General features: G+C 55.4%; 1 protein-coding gene. It reads left to right on the top strand.

Features of this window, described 5'->3' with window-relative positions:
• Position 1: 1 nt before the first annotated feature.
• The coding region (locus GJ668_RS19890; RefSeq protein ID WP_155451808.1) for a transposase at positions 2-707 on the top strand (706 nt) is incomplete at its 3' end.

Here is a 707-nt window from a genome sequence, read left to right as displayed (position 1 = left end):
GATGAACCAAGACTTTCTCGAAATCTACACCGATTACCTGATCAGCACCTTTGGGTCGGCCACGGCCACAGGGTTAGCGTCGATGCTTGATGACGCCGTCAGTCATGATCAGGTCACGCGCTTTCTGTCCGAGCGAGACTACACGTCACGAGACCTGTGGTTGCAGGTGAAGTCGACGGTGCGCGAGATCGAGCAGCCCGATGCGGTGCTGATCTTCGACGACACGATCCAGCAAAAGGCCTGGACGGATGAGAGCGAGTTGATCTGTTGGCATTACGATCACTGTGCGAACCGCACGGTCAAGGGGGTGAATCTGCTCAATGCGCTGTATTACAGTTCCGGGGTCTCGATCCCTGTTGATTTTCGTTTGATTCGCAAGCCATTGCAGTTCTGCGATGTCGCCACCCGACGGCTCAAACGGGCCAGCGAGGTGACGAAGAACACACGGCTCCAAGAGATGTTTCTCCAAGCACTCCAGAACCAGTTGGTCTTTCGTTACGTGCTCATGGACAGTTGGTTCGCATCCAAGGACAACTTCGAGCTCATCCTGAGCAAACATAAGCATTTCGTTGCAGTTCTCAAGGACAATCGGCTCGTGGCGTTGAGCCAGGCCGACAAAGAGCAGGGTCGCTTCGTGCGGGTGGATTCACTGCAGTTGGCGGACAAACAGGCCGTGCGCGGTTGGCTGAAGGGCTTCGAGCATGAAG

Source organism: Allochromatium palmeri, from assembly GCF_009720725.1.
GTDB lineage: Bacteria > Pseudomonadota > Gammaproteobacteria > Chromatiales > Chromatiaceae > Thermochromatium > Thermochromatium palmeri.
The sequence above is the reverse complement of the archived record's forward strand: the minus strand, read 5'-3'. Positions and strand labels throughout refer to the sequence as shown.